The organism is Enhygromyxa salina, from assembly GCF_002994635.1.
Lineage (GTDB): Bacteria > Myxococcota_A > Polyangia > Nannocystales > Nannocystaceae > Plesiocystis > Plesiocystis salina_B.
The window spans coordinates 123,566-148,992 of sequence record NZ_PVNL01000120.1 but is presented as its reverse complement, the minus strand read 5'-3'; the positions used below and the strand labels follow the sequence as shown (position 1 = coordinate 148,992).

Annotated in this window: 16 protein-coding genes; 10 read left to right on the top strand and 6 right to left on the bottom strand. The window is 67.0% G+C overall.

What is annotated here, in order from left to right; genetic code table 11:
* The first annotated feature begins 102 nt into the window (after positions 1-102).
* Together ENSA7_RS31835 and ENSA7_RS31830 are read left to right on the top strand one after the other, a co-directional pair.
* Entirely contained in the window at positions 103-2,079 is a 1,977-nt protein-coding gene (locus ENSA7_RS31835) for a protein kinase domain-containing protein (RefSeq protein ID WP_106093165.1), read from the top strand.
* 27 nt (positions 2,080-2,106) lie between these two features.
* A complete protein-coding gene (locus ENSA7_RS31830; RefSeq protein ID WP_106093164.1) occupies positions 2,107-2,487 on the top strand; it encodes a L,D-transpeptidase in 381 nt (126 codons plus the stop codon).
* A gap of 66 nt (positions 2,488-2,553) precedes the next feature.
* Here the strand turns inward: ENSA7_RS31830 and ENSA7_RS31825 are convergent, their stop codons facing one another.
* A complete protein-coding gene (locus ENSA7_RS31825) occupies positions 2,554-3,417 on the bottom strand; it encodes a hypothetical protein (RefSeq protein ID WP_106093163.1) in 864 nt (287 codons plus the stop codon).
* A 329-nt stretch (positions 3,418-3,746) separates the two neighbouring features.
* Between ENSA7_RS31825 and ENSA7_RS31820 the strand changes: the two genes are divergently transcribed.
* Together ENSA7_RS31820 and ENSA7_RS31815 are read left to right on the top strand one after the other, a co-directional pair.
* Positions 3,747-4,382, top strand: coding sequence for an alpha-ketoglutarate-dependent dioxygenase AlkB family protein (locus ENSA7_RS31820; RefSeq protein ID WP_106093162.1), 636 nt, complete (start codon positions 3,747-3,749; stop codon positions 4,380-4,382).
* 243 nt (positions 4,383-4,625) lie between these two features.
* The gene (locus ENSA7_RS31815; protein ID WP_106093161.1) at positions 4,626-7,991 is read left to right on the top strand and encodes an error-prone DNA polymerase; all 3,366 of its coding nucleotides are present in this window, start codon (positions 4,626-4,628) and stop codon (positions 7,989-7,991) included.
* A gap of 98 nt (positions 7,992-8,089) precedes the next feature.
* On the opposite strand, the gene ENSA7_RS31810 is transcribed toward ENSA7_RS31815, so the two are convergent.
* The 4 genes from ENSA7_RS31810 to ENSA7_RS31795 all read right to left on the bottom strand — a co-directional run bounded on the left by ENSA7_RS31810 (position 8,090) and on the right by ENSA7_RS31795 (position 14,336).
* Entirely contained in the window at positions 8,090-9,400 is a 1,311-nt protein-coding gene (locus ENSA7_RS31810; protein WP_106093160.1) for an Hsp70 family protein, read from the bottom strand.
* 375 nt (positions 9,401-9,775) lie between these two features.
* Positions 9,776-10,510, bottom strand: coding sequence for a hypothetical protein (locus ENSA7_RS31805; RefSeq protein WP_146158369.1), 735 nt, complete (start codon positions 10,508-10,510; stop codon positions 9,776-9,778).
* A 120-nt stretch (positions 10,511-10,630) separates the two neighbouring features.
* Positions 10,631-13,246: a carboxypeptidase-like regulatory domain-containing protein gene (locus ENSA7_RS31800; RefSeq protein ID WP_146158368.1), complete on the bottom strand. Its 2,616-nt coding sequence runs from the start codon at positions 13,244-13,246 to the stop codon at positions 10,631-10,633.
* 190 nt (positions 13,247-13,436) lie between these two features.
* Complete coding sequence (locus tag ENSA7_RS31795) at positions 13,437-14,336, bottom strand: hypothetical protein (RefSeq protein WP_146158367.1); 900 nt, start codon at positions 14,334-14,336, stop codon at positions 13,437-13,439.
* 15 nt (positions 14,337-14,351) lie between these two features.
* Between ENSA7_RS31795 and ENSA7_RS31790 the strand changes: the two genes are divergently transcribed.
* On the top strand, positions 14,352-15,011 hold the full coding sequence (locus ENSA7_RS31790) for a histidine phosphatase family protein (protein WP_181234300.1): 660 nt from the start codon (positions 14,352-14,354) through the stop codon (positions 15,009-15,011).
* Positions 15,008-16,942 (top strand): DUF885 domain-containing protein, encoded by a 1,935-nt coding sequence (locus ENSA7_RS31785; protein WP_106093155.1) that lies wholly within the window; start codon positions 15,008-15,010, stop codon positions 16,940-16,942. The genes ENSA7_RS31790 and ENSA7_RS31785 overlap by 4 nt, the downstream gene beginning before the upstream one ends.
* Positions 16,943-16,971: 29 nt before the next feature.
* Here ENSA7_RS31785 and ENSA7_RS31780 read toward each other — a convergent pair whose 3' ends face one another.
* Entirely contained in the window at positions 16,972-17,415 is a 444-nt protein-coding gene (locus tag ENSA7_RS31780; RefSeq protein WP_106093154.1) for a hypothetical protein, read from the bottom strand.
* A 788-nt stretch (positions 17,416-18,203) separates the two neighbouring features.
* Here ENSA7_RS31780 and ENSA7_RS31775 point away from each other — a divergent pair.
* From ENSA7_RS31775 to ENSA7_RS31760, 4 genes are all read left to right on the top strand, one after another.
* Positions 18,204-19,115: a formylglycine-generating enzyme family protein gene (locus tag ENSA7_RS31775; protein WP_181234299.1), complete on the top strand. Its 912-nt coding sequence runs from the start codon at positions 18,204-18,206 to the stop codon at positions 19,113-19,115.
* A 1,049-nt stretch (positions 19,116-20,164) separates the two neighbouring features.
* On the top strand, positions 20,165-22,420 hold the full coding sequence (locus ENSA7_RS31770; RefSeq protein ID WP_106093152.1) for a choice-of-anchor X domain-containing protein: 2,256 nt from the start codon (positions 20,165-20,167) through the stop codon (positions 22,418-22,420).
* 242 nt (positions 22,421-22,662) lie between these two features.
* Entirely contained in the window at positions 22,663-22,854 is a 192-nt protein-coding gene (locus ENSA7_RS46395; RefSeq protein WP_244923974.1) for a hypothetical protein, read from the top strand.
* Positions 22,855-23,147: 293 nt separating this feature from the next.
* On the top strand, positions 23,148-25,397 hold the full coding sequence (locus ENSA7_RS31760) for a serine/threonine-protein kinase (protein ID WP_106093150.1): 2,250 nt from the start codon (positions 23,148-23,150) through the stop codon (positions 25,395-25,397).
* The last annotated feature ends 30 nt before the right edge of the window (positions 25,398-25,427 follow it).

The window sequence follows — 25,427 nt, the reverse complement described above, 5'->3', positions numbered from 1 at the left end:
GCGTAACAGGGCGCGGGGCTGGGCCCACCAGACCCCCACCTTTGGGCCCAGCCCCGCGCCCTGTTACGCTCGAACCACCGCCACCAACCGCCTCGGTGCTCCGTGTCTGATCTGCCCCCGCCGCAACAACAACCGCCGCCGCCGGCCACCGCCCAGCCTGCCGCCGGCCCAGACACGCTGCTCGGGGCCGTGCTCGCCGACCGCTACGAGGTCCTCGAGCGGATCGGTGAGGGCGGCATGGGCTCGGTCTACGTCGGGCAGCACGTGACGCTCGGCAAGAAGGTCGCGCTCAAGGTCCTCAAGTCCGAGCTCTGCTACGACAAGACGATCGTCGAGCGATTCTTGCGCGAGGCCAAGGCGACCTCGAGCATCGAGCACGAGAACGTCGTCGACATCCTGGACTTCGGCCACACGCCGACCGGCTCGGCGTTCTTCGTGATGGAGTTCCTGCGGGGCCAGGAACTCACCCACCTGATCGAGCAGGTCGGCCGCGTGCCGTGGCAGCGCGCCAAGTCGATCTTGATCCAGACCGCCTACGGGCTCGGGGCCGCGCACGACAACGGCATCATTCATCGCGACATGAAGCCGGGCAACGTGTTCTTGATCAAGCGCAGCGGTCGGGCGGACTTCGTCAAGATCCTCGACTTCGGGATCGCCAAGGTCGAAGACGAGGCCGCGCTGACCCGCGCGGGCATGGTGTTTGGCACCGCGGCCTATATGGCCCCCGAGCAAGCCACCGCGGGCCAGCTCGACGGCCGCGCCGACATGTACGCGCTGTCGTGCATGGCGTTCGAGATGCTCACCGGGCGCCTGCCCTTCGACGCCAAGCACCCGCTCAAAATGCTCAACTGCCACATCCGCGAGCCGGCGCCCAGCATGCGCTCGCTGGTGCCCGAGGCCGGGATCCCCGAGGCCGTCGACGCCGTGATCTTGCGAGCGCTGTCGAAGCTCCCCAACGATCGCTACCCAGACATGTACGCGTTTGCGAGCGCGCTCGAGGCGATCCCGGCGGGCGATCCGGCGGGCGCCCAGCTCCCGCCGCCGCTCGTCGCCCTCGAGGCCACGGTCAACATCGACGTCAACACCATGAAGGCCATGCAGGCGCGCGAGCAGGCCCAGGCGCGCGCGCAGTCCGAGCAAGCCAGCGAGCGCACCGAGCCGCGCCAGGTCGTGCTGCCCAAGGGCAGCCCCCGCCAGGCCCCGCGCGTGCAGCCGCCCGTGCACAGCAAGCCGAGCAACCACGCCAACAAGCGCCCACCTCGACCCCAGCCGCGGCGGGCTCCGATCTCGGCGACCCAGGCCATGACCTCGCCGCCGCCGGTGATCCCCGGCGACGTGGTGGCGTTCCCGCCCGAGCTGCCCGGGCTCGCGTGGGTGTTCGTCGGGCTGGTCGAGAGCGCGGACGGCCACCTCACAAACGACGATCTTCACGCCGTCGCCAAGCGCCTCCACCGGTGGGTACCCGCGCTCGGGCTCGAGCAGCTCAGCGCCCTGGTCCGCCACACGGTCGCCGACTACCGGGCGCTGCCAGACGTGGCGACACGCGGCGCGCGAACCCGCGAGTACAACACCGAGCTCGCCAAGCTGCTCCCGCGCAAGCGCCTCGCCGAGGTCCTGTCTGCGCTCTACGAGATCGCCAGCGACGACGGTGAGATCCGCGACCAAGAGCTGCGCTTCATCGTCAACAGCACCCAGCAGCTGGGGCTGAGCCCCGATCCGCGCCTGCTCGCGATCGCGTTCTTGTACCTGACCCTCAGCGTCGCCGACGGCCACGTCGACGAGGCCGAGAAGATGGTCCTGCGCCAGCAGGCCCAGCAGTGGGCGCCCGACATCTCGATCGCCGAGCGAGCCGTGGTGATCCGCTGGGCGGTCGCCGAGTTCAAGCGCCGGCCAGAGTTCCCCGACAAGCTGCAGTGCGCGCGCGAGGCCGCCGAGCAGCTCTCGGTCACCACCGACCGGGCGACCCGCCGCCGGATCCTCGCGGATCTGTGGCGGATCGCTGGCGCCGACGGGCACATCTCGCCCGAAGAGCAGGCGTTCATCGGCGAAATGGTTCATCTACTCAAGCTGAGCGACTAACCATCGACCACAGGAGCGATCGAGCAAATGTTCACATACACAAAGACTGGCAAAGACGGAGAGAAGACCACGGGCCGGCTCTACCTCAACGGGAAGGGCTACAGCGCCGTGTCCGGCGGCTACGGCAAGGGCGAGCTGCCCGATGGGCTGTATCGCGTCAACGTCCGCGGCGCGGTCGCGGGATCCCACCTCTCATCCGGTTTCAAGGCCGGCGGCGCCGCGTTCTTCATCCCGATCGAGCACGGCACCGACGCCAGCCGCAGCGGCCTCGGCATCCACCCCGACGGCAACGACCCCGGCACCCTGGGCTGCATTGGGATCGCGCCCTCCGACGCCAAGCGCTTCTTGGATCAGTGGACCGCCATGGCGATCAGCCGCCGGCCCACGAGCCTTGAAGTCACGGGCTGATCTCGAGCAACGCCGCGCCTCGAGCCTGGACAGCGCCACGACTGTCGCAGGCTCGCAATCATGGCATCACGTGTCGATCTGCCTTTTCTGAAGCACACGGACGGCGACGCGCGCCTTCATCTTGGGCCACCCCAAGTGCGTGAGGTACGATGCAAGCACATCCTTTTGCTCGTCCGACGGCATTCGCGCATCCTCGGACCAGGACTGGACCTCCTCGAGCCCGACTTCTGCCGCAAGCGTGTCGAACCAATGGGTAAAGATATCTGAATCATTGTCGATATAGAGGATATGAGCGCCCGGTTTCGCGCTTCCAAAGACGTGTTTGAAGAACACCTCCGATGCATCCTTGACCCCCCAGAGTTCCGACGCGAAGTAGATGAGCGTGAAGATGTCCGCTTTGAGGTACCTGCGCTGCTGATCCCACGTGTTCGCCAGCGTGACATCGAGCGCTTGAAAATGGGTCGATACACGAAAGGGGATCTCCTCGAGCATGCTACCTATACCCGACCAACTGTCCCCCCATGCACCTTCCTTGTCGAGCAAATGGCACAGGAGGGACGCTGACGCCCCATTCTTAATCATATACTTCAAAACCCCAATAAAGTCGCTACCTGGGCCACCTCCCAGGCATGCGACGCTGATTGTATCCGCTCCCCCTGTCGGTGCAGCGAAAACGTCCCGCAGCTTCGCGCTGTTTGCGATGGCCTCCGCGACCAAATTTGCGTGAGAGGTCACGTACCGGAAGACATAGGCAAACCGGGTCGCAGGGTCGCCATAGCTGGGTCCCGGACCTCCAACTCCAAGTGACTGGTAGCGCTGACTCATCGCATCCTGCGCGGCTCTGATTTTGTTGAACTTCTCATCCCGCGTCCCTTGAATGTCATCAAAAGCTTCGTCGAGAACCCTTTTAATCAGCTCAAATACATTCACTACTTTGGGATACCACGTAGCTGCGACCACGGTCCACCGAAAAGAGCGGCTCCGCGGCGAGCGAAGCCCGCATCTGCTCGACTTCATGGGCGACTTGAGCCTGCGCCCTGGCGACCGCGATCAGCCACCTGGTCTTGGGTAGACGCGGAGTCCGCGAGCAGGAACCCGTCAACTCCCCCGCAGTTGTGCTGGGTCACAGCGTGCATGCTTGCGGATCACCGCGGCTGACGCCGGCTGACCGCAAGAGCCGGCCAAATCATCTGAGAGATCACCCTGGCAGACGGATCCTCATCCTCGTAAGATGTCCTGGCTAGCCGCCCTGTGCTGTCATGACTCAAGCTGCTCTGTTCGCTCACGTTCCGGCTTCAGCCCCCCCGGTACACCGCTGGGAGGCGATCGCGGCGACGGGCGCCAGCATCTGGCTGCGAAGGGACTTTTTGCCTCCTCAGGCGGCGACCAAGCTTCTGGGGCGGCTGATCGACGTGGTGCCGTGGCGTCATGACAAAATCCGCGTGTTCGGCAAGGAACACGACCTCCCTCGGCTGCAGCAGTGGTACGGCGATCCCGGCCAAGTTTACGTCTGGTCCGGCATCGAGATGCAACCGTTGCCCTGGGCACCGGAGATCGCCAAGGTTCGCGACGCTGTCCAGCGGGCCACAAAGCGCAAGTTCAACTCGGTACTCCTGAACTACTACCGGGATGGAAACGACACCGTGGGTTGGCACTCCGATGACGAGCCAGGACTTGGCCTGGATCCCTTCATCGCCAGCGTCAGTGTAGGCGTCGAGCGAGACTTCGTGCTCCGTCGGATCGGGGACCCCAAGCGTCAGCTCTCGGTGAGCCTCTCGAATGGGAGCCTGTTGGTGATGTCGGGCCAGACGCAAGCGACATGGCAGCACGCGGTCCCGCGCCGGAAGCGGGTCAAGGGGCCGCGCGTGAACCTGACCTTCCGCGAGTTCGAGTAGGAGAGAGTGTCGCGGCGGACAGGCGCCACTTGCGCACCCTATCCGAGAAGCTAAGCGCACCGGACACCGACCTGCACGCCTGCATGCGCCATGTTCGCACGCAGGCGTTTCTGCGTGTTCAAACCGATTATATCAGCCACTACAGCCCTCCGTGACGCCTGCACAGGAACATATGCACTTTACAACCATGCACATATGCATGATCAATGGACTGAACACCCAGCCAGTCCAGCGATCCGCAACGTGCGCCCCTACGTCCCCCTCACCGTCAAGAGCAACTTCTCGTTCCTCGAGGGCGCGAGCCACCCCGACGAGCTCGTCGAGCAAGCGGTGGCGCTCGGGCTCCCGGCGATGGGCCTGTGCGACCGCAACGGGGTCTACGGCGTGGTCCGGGCTCACGTCGCGGCCAAGAAGCACGGCCCCATGAAGCTGCTGCTCGGCTCGGAGCTGAGCATTGGTGAGCTGCCCGAGCAGCTGTTCGCGTCGACCCCGAGCCAGTCCAAGCCGGGCCGGGGCGCTCGTTCGAAGCGCAAGCCCACCAACCTCGAGGCCCGCGCCTCGGTCGTCGTGTTGGCCCAGACCCGCGCTGGCTGGGCGCGGCTGTGTCGTCTGCTGTCGATCGCCCACAGCCGCGGCCCCAAGGGTCAGGCGTTGCTCAGCCTCGACGAGCTCGCGGGCAGCCGCGCGACCGGGATCTACGACGAGGCCGCCAACACCCCCGCGACCGGGGCGATCGGCGACGGCCTGATCGCGCTGATCCGCGATCCCGAACATTTGCCGGTGCTGGCCGAGGCGTGGGGCCGGGATCGTGTCTACGCGCTGGTCAGCCGCCACCACCAGGCCGAGGAGCTCGCCCGCGAAGACGCGATCCGCCGGGCCGCGCTGCGCTGCGCCGTGCCGCTCGTGGCCGCGACCGACGTGCTCTACCACTCCCCTGCCCGGCGCCCGCTGCAAGACGTGCTCGCCTGCGTGCGCGCGGGCACGACCCTCGGCGAGGCTGGCCTGACGATCCAGGGCAACGCCGAGCATGCCCTCGAGTCGATCCACGCCATGCGCGAGCGCTTCGCCGACTGCCCGGGGTTGCTCGATCGCACCCTCGAGATCGCCGAGCGCTGCGAGTTCTCGCTCGACCAGATCCGCTACGTGTATCCCGGCGAGCACCTGCCCGAGGGCCTCAGCGAGGGCGACCACCTGCGCGCGCTGACCCTCGCCGGCGCCGCCCACCGCTACGGCGGCGTGATCCCCAGCGACGTCTCGGCCCAGCTCGAGCGCGAGCTCGAGCTGATCGCCGAGCTCGACTACGGCGGCTACTTCCTGACCATGAAAGAGATCGTCGAGTTCTGTCGACGTGAGGGGATCTTGTGTCAGGGCCGCGGCAGCGCGGCCAACAGCGCGGTCTGCTACTGCCTGGGGATCACCGCGATCGATCCGGTTCGCATGGACCTGCTGTTCGAGCGGTTCTTGAGCCGCGAGCGCGCCGAGCCGCCCGACATCGACCTGGACATCGAGCACGAGCGCCGCGAACAGGTGATCCAGTGGGTCTACAAGCGCTGGGGCCGGCGGCACGCGGCGATGGTCGCCAACGTGATCCGCTACCGCGCGCGCTCGTCCGTGCGCGAGGTCGGCAAGGTCCTGGGGCTGCCGCAGACCACCCTCGATCGCGTGGCCAAGCTGCTCGGTCACTGGGGCGCCAACATCGACGCGCAGCTGCTGACCAACGTCGGGCTGGATCCCGCGCAGCCGATCCACACCCACCTGCTGCGGCTCAGCGCCGAGCTGCTCGACTTCCCCCGCCACCTCTCGATCCACCCTGGCGGGTTCTTGCTCGGCAGCGATCCCGTCGACGCGATGGTCCCGATCGAGCCGGCCAGCATGGAGCAGCGCACCGTCATTCAGTGGGACAAGTACGATGTCGAGGATCTCGGCCTGTTCAAGGTCGACCTGCTCGGGCTCGGGGCCCTGAGCCACATTCGCGGGTGCCTGCAGCTGCTGCGCGAGCACGACGGCATCGATCTCGAGATGGCCACGATCCCGGCCGACGATCCACCCACCTACGAGCTGCTCTCGCGCGGGGACACCGTCGGCGTGTTCCAGGTCGAGAGCCGCGCGCAGATGGCCATGCTCCCGCGCCTGCGCCCGCAAAAATTCTACGACTTGGTCATCGAGGTCGCGCTGGTCCGGCCCGGTCCGATCCAGGGCGACATGGTCCACCCCTACCTGCGGCGGCGGCAGGGCAAGGAGCGGGTCGAGTACCCCCACCCCAAGCTCGAGCGCGTGCTGGCCAAGACCTGCGGCGTGCCGATCTTTCAAGAGCAGGTCATGAAGCTCGCGATCGCCGTGGCCGACTACACCCCGGGCGAGGCCGATCAGCTGCGCCGGGACATGGGCGCGTGGCGATCGAGCGGCCGGATCGAGCAGCACCGCGAGCGCATCGTCACGCGCATGGTCGCCAACGGCATCGACGAGGGCTTCGCCGATCGAGTGTTTCAACAGATCCGCGGCTTTGGTGAGTATGGGTTCCCCGAGAGCCACGCGGCCTCGTTCGCGCTGATCGCCTATGTCACCGCCTGGCTGCGCACCCATCACCTGCCAGCCTGCGCGTGCGCGCTGCTCAACGCCCAGCCCATGGGCTTCTACTCGGTTGCGACCCTGGTCGAGGACGCCCGGCGCCACGGCGTCGAGGTCCGGCCGGTCGACGTGCGCGTGAGCGAGTGGGACTGCACGCTCGAGCCGCGCACGATCGAAGGCGGCGGCGGCGGGCCGAGGCCGCGCGATCGGTTTGCGATCCGCATGGGTCTGCGCTGGATCAAGGGCTTTCATCGGGCCGACGCCGAGCGCCTGCTCAAAGCTCGGGCCGCCCGCCAGGCTGTCGCTCAGACCCCGCCGGATCCCGGTCAGCTCCATCCCCCGCGCCCGTGGACCAACCGCGGTGAGCTGCGCGCGAACACCAGCCCCTGGCGGGACCTCGACAGCTTCGTGCGTGACGCTGGCCTCCACCAAAAATCACTCGGGCTGCTCGCCGAGGCCGGCGCGCTCGAGGGCTTCGACCGCAGCCCGCGGCCGCTGGGCGACACCTCCAGCACCCGCCGCGACGCCAGCTGGGCGGTCCGCGGCTCGCTCGCCCGCGCGGGGGATCGGCTGCCGATCAACGCCAACGCCAGCGCCCGCCAGCCCGCGTTCGCGCGCCTCGATCACAACGAGGCGATCAGCTGGGACTACCGCAGCAGCCTGCACAGCACCCGCGGTCACCCGCTCGAGATGCTGCGCGACGAGCTGCGCCATCACGGCCTGCCCGACGCCGAGACCCTCGACGGGCTGCCGAACGGCCGCAAGGTCCGCTATGTCGGGTTGGTGATCTGCAGGCAGCGGCCCGGGACCGCCAGCGGCGTGACCTTTTGTACCCTCGAGGACGAGACCGGATTTGTGAATCTGGTGATCTGGAGTCAGGTGTTCGAGCAGCACTCGATCCTGGCCAGGACCGCGGTCATCTTGGGTGTGACCGGACGCGTGCAGCGAGCCGAGGGGGTGACGCACCTGATCGCCGACGAGCTGTGGGAGCCCAAGCTCGACGCGCAGCCCGAGGGCATCCGCAGCCGCGACTTTCATTAGTTGAAGGCCGTGCGCGCAAGCCCGCGGGGATCTTGGCGCTCGTCGCGTGCAGGGCCGCGTCGAGCCGGGTGAGCGCAACTGAGCGCGCAGCGCTTGATTCAGGACGAGCGGCCCAGCCGCCGCCCGCAGGCCGCCAGCCCCGCGGCGATCGATGACAGCTCGTCGCCGCTGCTCAGCTTCTCGGCCCCAAACCGGGTCGAGAATTCACGCCGCACGCTCGGGACAAACGCCGTGCCCCCGGTCATGAACACCCGATCGACGTCGCTCGGCGCCAGCCCGATCTTGGCCAGGGTCTCATCGAGACACGCCGTGATCGCCTCCACATCCTGCGCGATCCAGCCCTCGAATTGGGCCCGGGTGATCGGCGCGACGACCTCGAAGTCCTCGTATTGGTAGCGAAACTCGGCGTCCTGCGCCGACGACAGCGCGATCTTTGTCGCTTCGACCGATTTGTGCAGGTGAAAGCCCTGGTTGTCCTCGATGATCGCCACCAACGCGGCGATCGCCTCGGGTTGCTCGGCCCGCTGGTACAGGCGCAGCAGATCGCTGCGGGTCCGCTCGGTCCGCAGGAACGACAACTGATGCCAATGTGACAGCTTGTAATAATAGGAGGGCGGGATCAGCAGGCGCTTGTTGAACTCTTCGTAATACGTGCCTTTGCCCAATTCGGGAGCGACCACGTGTTGAATCAGCGCCGCGTCCAGGTTGTCCCCGGCGACCCCAACCCCGCCGGTTGCGAGCACGTCCGCGCTGCGATCGGCGTCCTCACGGCGGCTCGGGCCAATACGCATTACACAAAAGTCGGTGGTGCCTGCGCCGAAGTCGGCGATCATCGCCAGCTCGTCACGCTCGAGCCCGGACTCGTAGTGATACGCGGCCGCGATCGGCTCGAGCTCGACGTGGACCTCCGGAATCCCGGCATTGTTGGCCGCCGCGCGCAGCCGCTGCTCGGCGTGAGCGTTGCCCGCTTCGTCCTTTGCGCCCGCGAACTGTACGGGCCGACCAAACACCGCGCGCTCGATCGGCGCCCCAAGGCTCTGCTGCGCACGCTCGCGCAGGCGCCTCAAGAACAGCGTGATCAGCCCGTCCAGATCGAGCGAGTGCGGCCCGACCATCGTGCGACCCAGCGTCCGCGAGCTCAGGTGGGTCTTGAACGACTGAATGAGCCGGCCGTCACCAAATGCGTCGAGGTAAGCCTCGATGCCCTCGGGGCCCGCCGAATAGTTGATGATCCCGCGAAATTCCTGGTCCTCGAGATCGAAGAACAACAGGCTGCGAAAGCTCTGGGTCAGCCGCTCGAGCAGGGTAAAATCCGCGAATCGCGGCCGGCCATCCGGCCCAGCCAGCGCGACCACGCTGTTCGAGGTGCCGAAGTCGATCCCGGCAATGGATGCGGCGCGCTCGCTCATGGAGCGGGGACTGATAACCGCTCACTGACGTCAGGGCAAGCCACGGCGAGCCGCCTCACGGCTGGTGACGGTCGAGGTCTGGGGCCACCGCTCGTGTTGGTGTCGGCATCGGTCGCCGCAGTGAAAGTCCCTTGTAAGCAGAAGCTAGATTTTTCCGCACGTCGTGCGACCCATGGACACAGGAAATGTGTTCAAAGCCCCCTCCCAGGGGGCCACACATGCGCCTGCGAACAAACAGCCCCGAGGAGCGAAGCGACCAGAAGCGACCAGACGCGCCAGCGGCTGCAGTCGGCGAAGTCCAAGGTCCATGTGGGGGTCATTTACTTGCCAGGCCTGAGTCGAGCGCGCAGCACTCGACTCAGGCCGAGTCTGGGCCTAGAACGGCGCCGGCACGGCGTTCACGAACACGTAGTGCTCCGCGCCGCCAGAGAAGAACGTGTCAGCCAGCGCGTCGACGAGCGCCGGATCCTCGACCTCGGTCAGATCATCCAGGGCGATCCGGATCGTGCTGTTCGCCGCAACCTGGTCGAGCTTTGGGCACGCGCCAAACATGTCCTCGGGCTCGAGCAGGGCGTAGGCGGTGCCCTCATCGGTCTCCAGGTAATATGCGCAGGTATCCCCGAGCCCGGCGACCGAGCGTTGGTCGATCGCGCCATAGACGGTGCCCCAGAATTGAGCGCTCAGCGGCCCGTCGAGCCAGACGTACTCGACCTGGCGATGGCGCGGTCGATCGTAGGTCTCGGAGACCGTCTGCACGAAGCTCTGATCGGCGATCGGGCTGAGGTCGGCCGGATCCCACGACACGATCACGTCGCGGCGATCGAGGTAGGACTCGACGGCGCCGCAGTAGGGCGGACCGTCGTCGAAGTGACGCTCGACCGCGAGGGCGAGGTAGCTGTAGTCCGCGCGGACGACGTAGAGCAGACACGAGCCATCGTAGCCGCCACCGTTGACGATGATCCCGTCGGCGACGGTGCCCTCGTGCTGGCCGAGCGCGCGCAACTGCGAGTCCGGCCCGAGCTCGTCGTCAGATCCAACCGAGCAGCCAATGAGAGATGAGAGAGAGATTGCGGCACACAGCGCCGCGTTGGTACGAGAGAGAAGTTTCATGGTGAAATCGCCTTTGAAGACGGACGCGGAGTATAGAGAACCGCCCCCCTTCGAGCGTCACGTTCTTGCGTCGACCCGGCGTCATTTCACCCGCTCGTGCGAGCCACCCCTGCGTTGAGCTCAGTTTGGTGTGAGCGGGATGTCCCCTAGATCCTGCACCTTCGACTCGGTGCTGATCTGGATCCGCTCGTGCAACGTCTGATGCTGCCGCCCCGCGGCGCTCCCACCCGGCACGACCTCGAGCTCCATCTCACCTGCGGGCACCTCCACCGTGAAGCGCCCGTCCGCGTCGCTGCGGACCCGCGGAAATTTGATGAGTACGCTGAAGTCGGCGTCAGGCGGCGCGACGCGGACCTTGGCGTCGACGATCGGGCTTTGGTCGGTTTGATCGACGAGCCGGCCACGCACGGTCACGCGACCCTGGAGCTCGATCCGCAGATCCTCGAGCGCTTGACCTGCGGCGAGCTCGACCGCGAGCGCGCCGTCGCCCGCGTCCGACACCACGGTCACCTCATAGCGTCCAGGCGGGAGCTGATCGAGCCGCCAGCGACCGTCTTTGTTGGTCCACTGGTCGCGCTCCTCGAGCGTCCCGTCGGCGAGCTTGGCGGTGATCGTGAAGGTGAATTCCCCCGCGCTCGCGTCCGCCACGACAACCCCGGCCAGGCTGCCGACGGTGTCGATGACGAGCTCGATCTGGGCCCCCGGTCGCAGGTCGGCGCGGACCGCCTCACCGCCTTGTTTTTGCTTGGCCCAGACCGTGAACAGCCCCTTGGGTAGCCCGGTGAGCTCGAAGCTGCCGTCGGCTTCACTCAACACCGGGCGCCCTTTGGCGGCGCTATAGCTCAGCTTGCCGCGCTCGGGGGCGTGGTCGAGGACCTCGAGCTGGCGCTCGATGCTGATGAACGCGTCGTCGAGCGGCGTCCCGCCTTCGTCGACGACCCGCCCACGAATCACGCCGTCGCCACGTGGCACGACGAGCTCGATCTCGGCGCGCACGCTCGCCTCGAGATCGACCTCGGTCTCGGCGAGATCGAGCTGCCAGCGGCCGTCGTTGGCGACGACCCGCAGGTGACCGGCGCCGAGGTTGGGGAACACGAATCGGCCGTCATCGTCGCTGCGTGTGTCCACCGATGCGTTGCTCGAGTACACGGTGACGGTGATGTCGGGCACCGCTGCGCCGGCGTCGTCGATCACGCGGCCGGCGAGCTCTGTCGGGGTGGGGGCTTCGATGCGCAGGCCATCGATGTCCTGTTCACCGAGCACGACCTCGACGGGCGCGGGCAAGCTCGGACCTGAAGACCCGCCTAGGGTCAGCTCGTAGCTGCCGGACTCGAGCCCCAGCAGCGTGAACGCGCCGGTCTCGTCGCTGGGCTCGGAGCGCGAGCGTCGAGCCGTGGCCCCGCGCTCGTCGTCGTCCGTGGGGATCAGCTCCGCGAGCACGACCAACCCTGGCAGCGCCTGGCCGCGGCCGTCCACGATCACGCCGCGGATCTCGACGCCATCGGGGACGACCCAGCGCAGCTCGTCGAGGTCGCCGCCCTCGGGCTCGAGCGTGAAGCTGGCAAGCTTGGACATGAACCGGCCCTGGCAGCTGAGGTTGACCGTGTAATCGCCGGGGCGCAGGCCGCCAAACTCGACCCAGCCATTTGCGTCAACTGTCTCGGAGTAAATTTCAAAGGACCCGGGCGAGATGCTGGCGCTGCCGCCGATGCAGGCTGGCTCGCCACTCTCGCGCTGGACGACCTGCGCACGAACGGACGCCGCAGCCGTGACCGGCAGCTCGATCACCGCCGAGGTCTCGCCGAGCCCGAGCTTGACGGTCTGCGCGGCTCGGCCCCGCCAGCTGGCGTTGGCGACGTACGGACGAAACGCCCCAGGCGTGAGACCGGCAATGCGGAAGTAGCCGTCGGCGTCGCTGCGCGCCCAACCCTGGCTGGTGATCGTGTAGCTCATGAATTCGCCGCCGCCGCCGATACCTGGGTAGACCTCGACGTTGGGGAGCGGCGCGTGGGTCTGCGCGTCGACGACCCGGCCAACGAGCACGGCTTCGGGCACCAGATACACATCCACGCTCGGCCCCGGCGCGGAGCTGTAGAGCTTGCGCGTGGCGTAGCCCTGGGCGCGGGCGCCGACGTGAATCCGACCACGCCGAACCCAGGCGCTGAACCGGCCCTGGTCATCGCTGAAGCTGATCGCGCGATCGCTTGGATCACCCTGCACACCGTCGCCAGCGATCGTCACGAGCGCGCCTTCGACGTGTCCGCCAGCGAGGTCATGCACCACGCCGCGGATCAGCACGCCGCCAGGCAGCAACATGAAGTCGACGGTTTGCTCGCTGCCGCCGACCAGCGTGAGCTTGGTGTTGCGCGGCTGGTGCTCGGCAGCCCCAGCGTAGAGCTCGAGCGCGCCAGGGATCACGGCCTCGAGCCGATAGTGACCGCCGTCGTCGGTGCCCACACAAGTTGGGCTGTCGAGCTCACCGGAGCGGACCCGATCTGGGCGCAGGCACACCTGGGCCTGCGCGTTGGGGCCCAGCGGTTTGCCGTCGAGGGTGGTCACGGTCCCGATGATCCGCGCGGGTGTGTGGAGCTGCGGGCCCGCGTCGGCTTGGCCGGGCGTGTGGTGGCCTGCGCCGGAGAGCTGCTTCGACCCGGCGGCGACGCTGCCCGGCTCGGCTTGCCCGGCGTCTGCGCGCGGCCACAGCCAATAGGCCAGCGCGGCAACCAAAAGCAGCACCGCGGCAGCCAAGCGGACCGGCGTGCGTCCCTTCGATGTCGATGTCGATGACGGGCTATCCGAGGCGCTCACGGGCGGACCTTGACCGGCCTTGGTCAGCAAGGCAAGCGCGGTACCATCTGCCGATGCCCGAGCGCCCGAGCGCCCGAGCCAGGATGACTCCGTGGGTGCGTGAGCGGGACGCCGTGCGTCACAGCTCGCACAGACCGACCCGCTCGTAGCCCATCAGCACCGCGTCGGAGTCGTAGAACGCCCGGCAGCGCTCAGCCTCCGTCGGGCACACCAGCTCGGGCGGCGATTCGTCGTCGAGATCACAGATCTCGGTGCAGCACCCAACCGCCCCACCGACGCCGCAGCCCTCCGCGTCGACCTGGGCCCCCGCCACGCAGGTCAGCCCGGGGTCACAGCAGTTGAGGCACTCGCACGCGTCCCCCCGGGCCCCGGCGTCGCCTGACTGGTCCTTGTCGCAGGTCCAGACCCCATAGTCGTCCGCGTAGCAGCCCCACCCCACCGGGCAGTCTTGAAAGAACGGATCGCACTTGGCCAGGCACAGCGACAGCAGCCCGCCCGTGGCGACCGAGCAGACCTCCCCCGCTCCGCCGCACACCAACCCGGGCGAGCAAAACGGCGTGCACACCCCGTTGAGTCCGTCGGTGTCCGCCGCCCAACAGATGAGGTGGTTGGCGCACGTGTCACTGTCGCCGATCCGCTCGCAGCTGGCCCCCGCGGCCGCATCGCCGAGCAGCTCGACGCAGCGGTTGGTCGGCCCGAACGCGGTGTCAGCCACGTGGCTACACTTTTGCCCCGGGCCGCAGTCATCGAAGCGGCGCGGATCGCATTCGGCGTGGGGTAGATCGGGCGGGAGCGGATCGGACTCGGCGCCCAGATCATCCTCGAAGCCCCCCGGCGCGCCGCTCGACTCGCAGCCCAGCGCCAGCGCGCCGATCACCAACGCCAACGCGCGAGCCGGTGGCTGGACCAGGGCCATCGCTAGACGATCGCCGATCGCCCGGTCCCAGATCAACCAGTAGATCAACCGGTAGATCAACCGGTGCAGGCACCCGCCCGGTTTCTGAGCCGAGCGCGCCATGATATGAGCGCCACAGTGGCTGGACCGAGTCTGCGACCCGACCTTCTGCGCTGGGAGCCAGAGGACGAGCTGCCCGCGCGGCGGCTGCTGCTGATCCGCCACGGTCACTACGATCGCGTCGACAACCTGGGCGACGAGGTCTGGGGCCTGTCCGCCCTGGGTCGTCGCCAGGCCGCGCGCACCGGTCAGCGGCTCGCGCGGCTCGTCAACCACTTCCCGGGCAAGCTCGAGGGCATCTACGCCAGCCCCTGGCCCCGCGCGATGCAGACCGCCGAGATCAGCGCCCACCAGATGGGTGTCGACCGCGTGCGCGTCAAAAAATACCTGCACGAGACCATCCCGCTGGTCCCCGCCGCGCCCAACGGCGGCTCGACGCACCCTGGCTTGCCGATCACCAACGCCGCGGATCGGCACGAGGTGACGGCGCAGATCAGTCGTATCGTCGGCCGGTTCTTCAAGGGCGGCAACAAGCCCTGCACCTACTTGCTGTTCACCCACGGCAACGTGATCCGCTACCTGCTGACCGAGAGCCTGGGGCTGCCCTACGAGACCTGGATGCGGATCGCCATCTACCACGCGTCGATCACCGAGCTGCGGGTGTTTCCCGGAAACGGCACTGCGCTGATCGCCTACAACGAGACCGGCCATCTGCCGCCGGAGATGATCACCGCATGACGATCGACCGACGCTTCGCTATCTCTGTTGGATGTGCGCTGGCCTGTTCACTGGTCTGGCCATTGGGCTGCGCCTCCGTCGAGCCCGCGCGACCAGCCGATCCGCCGCCGACCGCCGACATCGCAATCGGCCGCGCGCTCGACCCCCAGCAGATGCTCGAGACCCTGTCGGTCCGGTTCATGACCGAGTACTTCGCCGCCTCGCCGGTCAGCGCGACCAGCCTCGGCGAGCACACCCACGATCACCGCTGGCCCGATCTCTCGCTCGACGGCCGCACCGAGCAGACCCTGGCGGTCACCAAGATGCTCGACGACGCGGCCGCGATCCCCCGCACCGCGCTGGGCCCCGACCAGCGGATCGAGCTCGACACGATCCGCAACAAGCTCGAGCTGTGGCGGTTCGCCGACGAGGTCGAGCAGGTCTGGCGCAGCGATCCGCTGGCCTACAGCTACCTGATCTCGGCGGGGCTCGACGATCTCGTCAGCCGCGAGTTCGCCCCGCTCGACGAGCGCGCCGCGAGCGTGGCCGCGCGGCTCGAGGCGCTCCCGGCTCTCGTCGATCAGGCGATCGCCAACCTCTCGGATCCAGCGCTGATCCGCCGCCCGCAGGCCGAGGTCGCGGTCGGCCAGCTCGCCGGCTTGCGCTCCCTGATCGAGGGCGAGGTCCCGGACCGAATGGCCGACGCCGCGCCCGCGCTGCGCGAGCGCATCAGCGCCGCCGGGCTGCCCGCGATCGCAGCGGTCGAGCGCCTGCGCGCCCACGTCGAGGCGCTCGTGCCCCAGGCAGAGGGTCGCTGGCGGATCGGCCCCGAGGCGTTCGCGACCAAGCTCGCGCTGACCCTGCAGACTGATCTGTCCGCCAAAGAGCTGCTCAGCCTCGCCCGCGCCGAGCACCAGCGGGTCCGCGCCGACATGCAGGCGCTGGCCCGCGAGCTGTACTCGGCGATGTACGGGGCCAAGGCGCTGGCCCGCCACGACAAGCGCGGCCGCGAGAGCGATCCCGACGAGCTGGTCCGCGAGGTGTTGGCGGCGCTCGCCGATGATCACCCCACCCCCGACGGCCTGCGCGACGCAGCCGAGGCCAACCTGCAGCGGCTCGACGCGTTCGTGCGCGAGCAGCAGTTGGTCCCGATCGACGAGCAGGAGGTCCTTCAGGTGATCTGGACCCCGCCGCACGCCCGCGGCGTAGCGATTGCAGGGCTCGCCGCCCCGGCCCCGCTCGACGCCGAGACCCCGGGGCTGCCCAGCTTCTACCTGGTTCAACCGCTGCCGCCGGGGTGGAGCGACGATCTGCGCGAGTCGTTCTTGCGCGAGTACAACAGCTTCATGCTCGAGATCCTCTCGATCCACGAGGCCATCCCGGGTCACTTCGTGCAGCTGTATTGGGGCAAGCGCCAGCCCTCCAAGGTCCGGCGCGTGTTCGACAACGGCGCCTTCGTCGAGGGCTGGGCCGTGTACACCGAGCGGGTCATGGTCGAGGCCGGCTACGCGGGCGCCCGGCCGACCAGCGCGTCGCAGCCCAAGGGCGTCAGCGCGGCGCTGTGGACGGTTCAGCGCAGCGATGATCTACGCGCCAAGGCGATCCGCCTTCACGGTTTGAAGTTCTATCTGCGGACGGTCACCAACGCGATCCTGGATCACGAGATTCACGCGGGCACGATGACCCGCGAGCAGGCGCTGGAGTTGATGGTCGAGCGCTCGTTTCAAGAGCGAGGCGAGGCCGAGGGCAAGTGGGTGCGCGCGCAGGTCAGCTCGACGCAGCTGTCCACCTACTTCGTGGGGGCCACGGCGTGGTTTCGCCTGCGCGAGCAGGCCGAGCAGCGGGCGGCAGCGGCGGGCGAGGCGTTCGACATGCTCGAGTTCCACGCCGCCGCGCTCAGCCACGGCGCGCCCCCGGTTCATCGGCTCCCGGAGCTCATGGGCTGGGAGTGACCTGAATTCAAGCTGATTGGGGCTCTAGCCTAGAACAAGCCCTGGCAGCTGTTGAGTTCGTCCATGTCCTTGGCCTTCATCGTGCATTCGACCTCGGCGTTCGTGCCCTGATCCACACATGAGGTCATCACGTCCGCTTTGACCTCTTCGAGGACCTCCTTGACCAGCTCCGCGTGCTCGGCGGCTTCCTCGAGCGCGAGCAAAGAGAACTTTGCGAACGCCGCCTCGCAGGTCTCTTCGCTGAGCCCGTCGGCGTGGTGTTGCTCGTGCAACAGCAGCTCGGCTTCTTTCTCCGCCGCCTCGCAGACCTCGATGTCGGCGACGCTCTTCGCATCCATGACGCACTGGGCCATCTGCGCGAACACCTCGCAACCGAGGCTCACGATCTCGTGCTCGAAGTGAACGACGCAGCTCTCGAACTGACCCTCGGGTTGGTTCTCGGCCGTGCGCAGCGCGGCGATGTGCTTGCACATCGTCTCGTCGCTGGACAGGGCTTCGGCGTGGTGTGAGAGGCCAGAGAGGTGTGCACGAAGCGCCGCGTCTTCAGCGGTTGCTCAACGTTGAAGCTCGACGGCCCCTCCAACGCACAAGGCGACGCCGGCAACGGAGCCAGCGCGAGCGGACGTAGTGGTGCCTTGGCTCCCCCGTCGCGCTTCCAAACCTGGTGCCTCCGACTCAGCGCCCCGAAACCCACCGCCCCGATCAGCAAGATCGAGACGACGAAGAACGCCCCTCGCCATCCGTCCCCCGACGCGCTGCGCCAGACGACGACCCCTCCAGCGACACGGGCGGCACGTTCGGCCGGCTCGTTGGCGGCGGACGGATCACTCCATCGAGCGCGCGCACCAGCGCGTGCATGTCCGGGTAGCGCTGGCTCCGCTCCACTGTGAGCCCGCGCCACAGCACCGCCCGCAGATCATCCGGGATGGTCGCTCGCCGCGGCCCCGCGCCCCGCTCATCGATCGCCGTCAACTGGTCGTGCTAAACTATGCAATAGTGTGTAGACGTGGCCGAGCATTGCCACACTGTGACGCAAATACAACGGGACTCGAGCCAGACCATTCTGGAGCCGCCCTTGTGGTCGAGTGCTACTTTACTAGCGTGACTCATCAATCCCTCAAAGCGTCGGCGACACTCAGGGGACAATGACATCATGCGACACACGAGCACCGGAGTAACGGCCACTGGGGGTGCGTGGCTCGCCGCGCTCGCGCTGACATCCTGTGGTCCCAACCGGCCAGACGGGTCGCAGGATACTAGCGTGCAGGGTGAAGGCGATGGGGATCCGGGGGACGCTGACGGCGACCTTGGCGACGGCGAGCCTGGAGACGGCGACCTCGGTGACGGTGACGGTGATGGAGATGGAGACGGTCACGAGCCTCCCTGCGAGTCCATGCATGAGGGGATGATCTGCATTCCGGCGGGGCCTTTCATCATGGGGTCGAATGGATTGGGGTTCCTCGAAGAGCGTGAGATCCCCGAGCAAGTTGTGTATCTGTCGCAGTTTCACATCGACCGACACGAGGTGACCTTTGGCGAGTACAGGCTGTGCGTGGAGGCGGGGAACTGCTCGCCGCCTGTGGCGGAGGATCCGAACGACCTTCGGACCTTTGGCTGTCGCTGGGGGAACGAGGGCATCGACGCCTATCCGGTCGCCTGCGTGGACTGGCTACAAGCGCTGGAGTACTGCAACGCGCGGGGCGCCGAACTGCCCACCGAGGCACAGTGGGAGAAGGCCGGGCGCGGCACCGACGGCCGCGACTACGCTTGGGGGAATGAAGCGCCCACCTGCTTCTACGCGAGTATGGCGAACGAGACGTTTGGGGACCAGGACCCGCACGAAGGCTGGGGGTGCGATACCGGGATGCCGGAGCGTCCGGGGAGCCACTCGCCCCAGGGTGACAGTCCGTATGGCGTTCAGGACATGGTCGGAAACGTCGGCGAGGTCGTCGCCGACTGGCTCGGGCCTGGGCAGCCCAACCTTGGTGCAGATCCCACCGGTCCCGACAGTGGAACATTCAAGGTAGGAAAGGGGGGATCCTATGTAGCCTCACAACTCGACGACGCTTCTGGTGGGTACTTGCACCTGGCTTGGCGAGCCCAGAGCGGTGGACCCGTTCCCGGAAGTCAGCTGGGATGTGGCATTGGGTTTCGCTGCGTGGTCTCCGAATAGTCGATTGTACCGCGAAGCGGTTGCGGTCGTGCTCGACTGCCCACGATGTCATGGCCTGCAGGCGTGGCCGAGTACTGTCTCGCTGTGACGCAAATACAACGGAACTCGAGCGAGGCTATTCTGGAGCCACGCTTGCTCTCCGGTGCTACTTCACGAGCATGCCTCGCCAACTTCGTGTCTCCTCGCGTTGGTCGAACTCTCGCCTCGTGGCATTCGTTGCATCCATCGCCATGGGCTCACTGCCCGGCATAGCTTTCGCAGGGAAAAAGAAGCTGATTGATCACGGGGATGGGACATGGTCGATCGCTGTGCGTGCCAACTTCCCGCCGGAGGATCTTGGCGCGTTGGAGGTGACGAGCGACGACGCTGACAATTACTGCGATTTCTTCCGTGAGGGGTCTCGGATTCTCTGGCAAGTCACAAACGGACAGCACTACTTCGATTCTGTCACGTTCGGCTATGGCGCCAGCGAGAGCGACGTCTTCTTGAGCCATGGTCAGGGAAAGTCGCACGCGAGCCCCCACGCGATCAGGATGAACTTCCACTTGCCTAAACCAGCGGGGACCGAAACGATCGGCAAAACCCTCGCCCACGAGTGGGGACACTACTTCTACGGTCTCCCCGATGAGTATGCCACATCCAGTGACCTCGGTCTTTGCGCGGACTCACGCTACGCGACCTCGAGCGAGACATGCACGGGGTTTCCAAGTTCGAGCTGCTCGAGTGGCGCGAGGTGTATCCGTCATAAGGCCTGCGTAAACAAAGGCGCTGACATCACACAAGCCGGCACGTACGATGGCTGGATCATCGGAACGGGCAGCCCGTCCCAAGATGTGATCTCGAATCTTGGGGTCGTGTCTGCCGATCAGTGCGCGGCGGCGGGAGGGGACAACATGGCGCACTCCGTCTGCATCTTGTATGACCCCACAGGAGTGCACAGCAATCCATTTGGCGGGCCAGAGTTCTGGCCGAACTGGGGGGCTGCCTGTCTGGAGCATGTGCATTGCGACACCGAACCTGCTCTTGGCGATGGGATTTGTACCGCAAAGTTGAACGCCGTCTGGGAGCGCCCCGTCTGCGTCGGCGAGTCCACCTGCATCATGGCCGACGGCGCCAAGCGACGTTGGTGCGACGCCAACACCCACATCCACCTCGACCCCAAGACCGGCGCCAGCCTCTCCCAGCACTGGGGCGTGCTCGGCACGGTCCTCAACCACTACCCAACCCCCTGGTCGAGCGCCGAAGACTTCAACTGTTGGGACCAAGCCAAGCTCGAGTGGGGCAGCCTCCAGTTCAACGGCCAATACGACGACGACATCGGCCTCCCGCCCAACGAGGACAATCCCGATTTCTGCACCTGGAACGTCCCCGACTACACCGACACCGAGAACCTCGCGGACTGGTCGATAGTCATGATCGACGCCTCGGGCTCCATGGGTCAGGACGCCAACGGAAACCCCGGCTGGACCTACGGTGTCGACGGGGCCGAGTACTTCAACCAGGTCGCGGTCGGCAAGCAGACCAGCGCGGGCCTCTATGCGTGGGGTGACGATCTGTGGGTAGTGAAGTCGGCGACCGAGATCAATGGCGCATGGGTGCCAAACCAAGACCTCGCCCTGGGCACCCCGGTTGATCTCGCTCCCGACGATGTCGCGGTCTATCGCCCCGAGATCGACACCTATGTCAACGCCAAGCACCACACGAACCTGTGCGCCGTGCTCGAGGGCGCCAAAGCTGCGTTCACGCACGCCAAGGCCCCGGCCGGCGACCGCGAGGTGGTGCTGCTCACCGACGCCAAGTTCACCCGGGTCGATCCCAAGCACGATCCAAACGGCCCAGCCGGCTGCCGCGGCGTCGAGACCTGGATCGTGAACAAGCCCGAGATCGCGGCGCAGATCTGCGCGGAGGCGGGCATGCGCGTCAACGTCATCACGACGGGCGCCTCACCTCGGATCGGTCTGGCGAGCTGGCTAGCCGAGAGCTGCAGCGGCTGGCACTACTACGCAGGCGACGAGCAGGCCGCAGGCGGTTCCCTGCCCCACGCGGCCAAGGTCTACGAGGCCGTAGCGAAGGCCGTGGTGGCCGGCGACGTCATCGCGCTGCACGAGCGCGCCCCGCTCGTGGCCACCACGACCACCGAAGCTCGAACCTTCGTGGTGCCCGCGGGGGCTCGGGCGCTCGACGTGGCGTGGCTAGGTAGCCCGCTCGTGGTCACCGGCGAAGGCACCGATCACGCCTTCAACAGCCTGGGTTTTGAGATCGAGTCACCCACCAGCATTTTATATAGTCATCCAATTGGAGATTCGAGCGAGCTCGAGGCGCTCTATCGTCGAATGGAGGTCGACTCACCGGAGCCGGGCCTGTGGACGATGCGACTCGACACGAGCCAGCTGTCCCCGACTACCCGGGCGAAGCTGGACGTCGGCTGGGTGGCCTCGGTCGTCGAGTCGGGCTATTCGCCTTTCGCCTGGGTTGATCGACCCGTGTGGGAGATTGGCGACGACGTCACAATCTCCACCAACGTCATCAAGGCCGGCGTCGCAGTCGGCGGCATGCAGGTCGCGTCCCGGCTGTCGGCGGCGGGGCACAGCTGGTGGATTCCCATGTTCGATGACGGCGATCACGGAGACGGGCTCGCTGATGACGGGGTGTACGCGGCGGTCTATACCCCGATGATCGAGGGGCCCTACGCCGTGAAGGTCGACTACGAGATCGTAGCTGGCGTCAGCCACACGATCCCCGGCGACGCGATCTTCGGCGCGGGGCCGGGGCCCCAGATCCTGAGCGACGCCGCGACGCTCGTCGCTCACGCTTCGTTCGCGGTGCAAGACGGCCCAACCGGCCTCGTGCGCGCGGACTTGCCAACGCTGCGAGCCGGCGACACCCACCAGGATCTCACCGCGACGATTGAGGGCATCTTCGTGCCAAACCCCGGAGTGATCGTGTCACTGGGAGAGGGCGTGGCGGTGCGCGAGCTCGAGGTGACGTGCCTGAGCTGTGATGACGATGCGGAGGAGCTCGACCCCGCGGCGCTCGTGTACAGACTGCGATTCGACGCGGACGTGACCACCGATGCGCCCCTCACAAAACGCGACTTGCTCGTCGAGATCGGCACGGCCGACTATCGCGACGAGGGCGCGACGAAGGTCGTGCCGGGGGATCGACCGGTCAGCAACAACAGCGGATCGGTCCCCCTCGGGTATGGCCTCGAGCGCTCGAGTCTCACGGCACGAGTCGCGGCCGTGGGGCCCCGAGCGCTCCAGCTTTTCATGCGCCTCGCGCAGGGCATCGTCGCGGATAGCTGATGTTGTGAAGCGAACGCCAAGCCGGCCACGGCCGTCCAATAATGCATTGACAGCGCGGCGGGCAATTGCGACAATGCCATGTGGGTAGCAAGTTGATTCGTCCAGTCTCCGTGCTCGGTCCCTACCTTCGGAGTCTGCGCATCGCTCGGGGTTATACTAGCAAGCAACTCATGTGGCGAACTCGGTCGCCGCTCCATGCAATAAAGCGAATCGAGCAGGGCAACTTCAGCCCGGGAATGCGCGTGCTGTACGATCTATGCGACGGGCTCGACATCTCGTTCCCGGCGCTAATCGAGGGTTTGTGTCGGCAGGCCCAGTGCACACAAAACGAGGTGCAGGAGCGGCCCGCGGGGCTCACCTCGGACCAACGCCGTGCCGCGTTGTTTGCCGCGGGCCAGCTCACTCGGTGTGATGACGAAGCGCTCGAGTGGTGACCGTGGGGCGATCACGGCTCACGAACAAGCCCGTCGGCTTGAAGAACCGCGCCACCACACGGCAGGTCAAGCGTCTCCTCGGCGATGTCAGTCGGCGGCTCGTCGTCAGCACCCTCACCTGAGATGACCTCACGAGGGTGCTTGCTCGGCCACCACGAACGCGGTCTCGATCCGCGTCCGTTAGCGTGGGCGGGGACCAGGCCGATCTCGATCCGCGGCTGCACACGGAGAGCTCGGCATGGCCGACATCATTCGAGTCGACAGTTTTGCAGGTCTGATACCATCGCCCGCGCATGAGTGACGACCTCTCCACCGAACCGCTGGATGAGCTGCTGACTTTCCCGCCTCAGCGGTTTCTCATGCTCGAAGACGTTGGCTCGGGGACCCACGCGAGCATCATGCAGGCGTGGGACCGGCAGCTCAACCGTCGCGTCGCATGCAAGATCACGTTTGACGTGTCGGCGGTCGACACGGTCGACCCCGAGCTGCTCGACGAGGCCGGGCTCACCGAGCCCGTGCGGGAGCAGCTCAAAGCCGCTGAGGCGCCGATACTGAGGTACACGGCGCTGCGCGAGGCCCGGTTGCTCGCGCTGGTCGTGCACCCCAACGTGATCCCGCTGATCGACGTTGGCTTGTTCCAAGACGGCGTCGTCGCGCTGGTGATGCCCTACCTCGAGGGCGGCACGCTGGAGAACCGGCGGTTCACGGAGCCATGGCAGGATGTGCTGGCGATCGCTGTCCAGATCGGTCGAGGGCTCGCGGCGATCCATGACGCCGGGATCCTGCATCGTGACCTCAAGCCCAACAACATTGTGTTTGACGGCAAGCGGTGGCCCTTCATCATCGATCTCGGCCTCTCGTGCCTGCTCAGCGACGCCACCTCCATGGCTGATCGCGTCGGCACCAGGGACTACATGCCGCCCAAGGTGATCGCTCGCGGGTTTCAGGACGTCCGCGACGACCTCTACGCCTACTGCATGATCGTCTACGAGATGTTCTACGGCCACTCGCCATTTGCCAGCGGGGCTGCGCGCGGGGCTGGGCGGGTGACGAAGTCGGCCCGCGCGGACCGGCTGCCGCGCGCGCTCGTCAAGATCCTCGAGCGGGGGCTGGCGCCCAACGCCGAGCAGCGCTGGCCGGACATGCCGGCGTTGCTAGACGCGCTGGAGAATGTGCAGCAGCCGGCGCAGCGACGCTGGCGATGGGCGGCGGCGGCAGCTGGCCTGGGGATGGCGGCGTCGCTGGTGTTCGGGCTCTTGGCCGTGTCGCGGCCAGCTCACGCGGACGCGTGCGACGACATCCGCGGCGAGCTCGAGCAGATCTGGGACGACGAGATCCAAGCCGAGCTCCGTGGTGCGTTCGGCAGCCGTCAGGCCGGCGACGGGCTCGAGCGCTGGGCCGGTCGGTGGCTGAACGTTCGCGCCGCAGAGTGCAACGCGGCCAAGCGCAGCGGCGCGAGCCCGAAGGCCACACCATGCAGCGCGAGCGTGCGCGACCGGTTTCAGGCGACGGTGCAGGCGTTTCGAACGCCGCACCTGCGCGAGGGGTTGAGCTACGCGACGGTGATCGCAGCGCTGCCCGCTCCGGATCATTGCATCGATCACCCAGAGGATGCCGAGTGGGGTTACGGCGGGCTGCTCGAGCTGCGCAACATCGACGTCGAGGTCCAAGCGCTGGTCGGGATGGGGGATCTCGAGGTCGCGCGCGCTCGTCAGCAGGACTACATGGATCTCTCGCTCGAGCTGCGATCCGAATACGGCATCGCGCGGGCGACCTTTTGGCGGGGGGAGATCCGCCGACTCGAAGGCGAGCTCGACGGCGCGGTCGAGGACCTCGAGCGGGCGTACCGACAAGCGTGGGCGCTCGGGTTGGGGGTGTTTGGGGCGGAGGTGCAGATGAAGCTGGCCGCGGTCGCGGGGGCGCGCGGTGAGATCGCGGGTGTAGATGCGCATGCGCTCGGGGCCCGGGCGGTGTTCGCCGAGTATCGGCCGGATCGCATGGCGGAGCTGCTGCAGGTGCACGGGCTGGCGTTGGTGGCCGGGCCCGAGCGAGTGCGTGCGCGTGGCGTCGGGCTGTTGCTCCACGCGGTGGAGCTGCGCGAAGCGGAGCTGCAGGAGCATGGCGGAACGCGGGAGCTGCTGAGCGCGGCGCACGAGAGCTACGCGCGCGGGTTGCTGGCGGTGAACCGGGCTGGTGAGGCGTTGGAGTACCTCGATCTGGCGCTGCGGGTGCATCAGGAGGAGTTTGGGCACGGGAGCTGGCGGACGCGCGGGATCTTGATGCAGAAGTTCAGGGCGCTGGTCGATGCAGGAACCCCTAACCAAGTTGATCCCGTCGTCCGGGCGATCTTGCAGTCCGATGCAGCGGCGGAGAACTGGAAGCGATACCTAGATGATGCGGCTTGGATGGCGGACATCTTTACGGAGGCGGACCTCCCGAACCACGCCGTTTGGTTGCTTCGCGCGGGCCGAACGAGGGCAGCTGAGGTCGGGCTGGCAGACGATGTCGCCCGCTTCGATGCCAAGCTGGAGGATATTGAATGAAGTGGAGCTGACGGGGCAAAGTTGATTTTG